Annotated in this window: 1 protein-coding gene and 1 rRNA gene; both read right to left on the bottom strand. The window is 57.6% G+C overall.

Annotated features, from left to right (window positions below; all coding sequences use genetic code 11):
* Positions 1 to 202: hypothetical protein (locus PUR56_RS00225; protein ID WP_329947337.1), on the bottom strand; the 202-nt coding region annotated here is incomplete at its 3' end.
* 11 nt (positions 203 to 213) lie between these two features.
* Positions 214 to 278: ribosomal RNA gene (locus PUR56_RS00220) — 16S ribosomal RNA — on the bottom strand; the annotation flags it as partial.

Raw genomic sequence — 278 nt, 5'->3', positions numbered from 1 at the left:
GGACCGCCTCGCATGAGACCGGCAGTACTGAAGAAACAGACCATACGGCCGTTCCCTCAGGACCCAACAACGTGCCCGACACAGTCAATCCCAGATCGCTTTCCACGCCGAAGCAGTACTCACGTCCGATCTCTTCCTGTGCCGAATAGTCAACGTTCCACCCATGAGCGACCGTGCAGAACATTCGCCTGCAAGCGGCCATGTGCTCCTTAGAAAGGAGGTGATCCAGCCGCACCTTCCGGTACGGCTACCTTGTTACGACTTCGTCCCAATCGCTG

Origin of the sequence: Streptomyces sp. BE303 (genome assembly GCF_036290945.1) — a bacterium.
In the GTDB taxonomy this organism is placed as follows: domain Bacteria; phylum Actinomycetota; class Actinomycetes; order Streptomycetales; family Streptomycetaceae; genus Kitasatospora.
The sequence above is the reverse complement of the archived record's forward strand: the minus strand, read 5'-3'. Positions and strand labels throughout refer to the sequence as shown.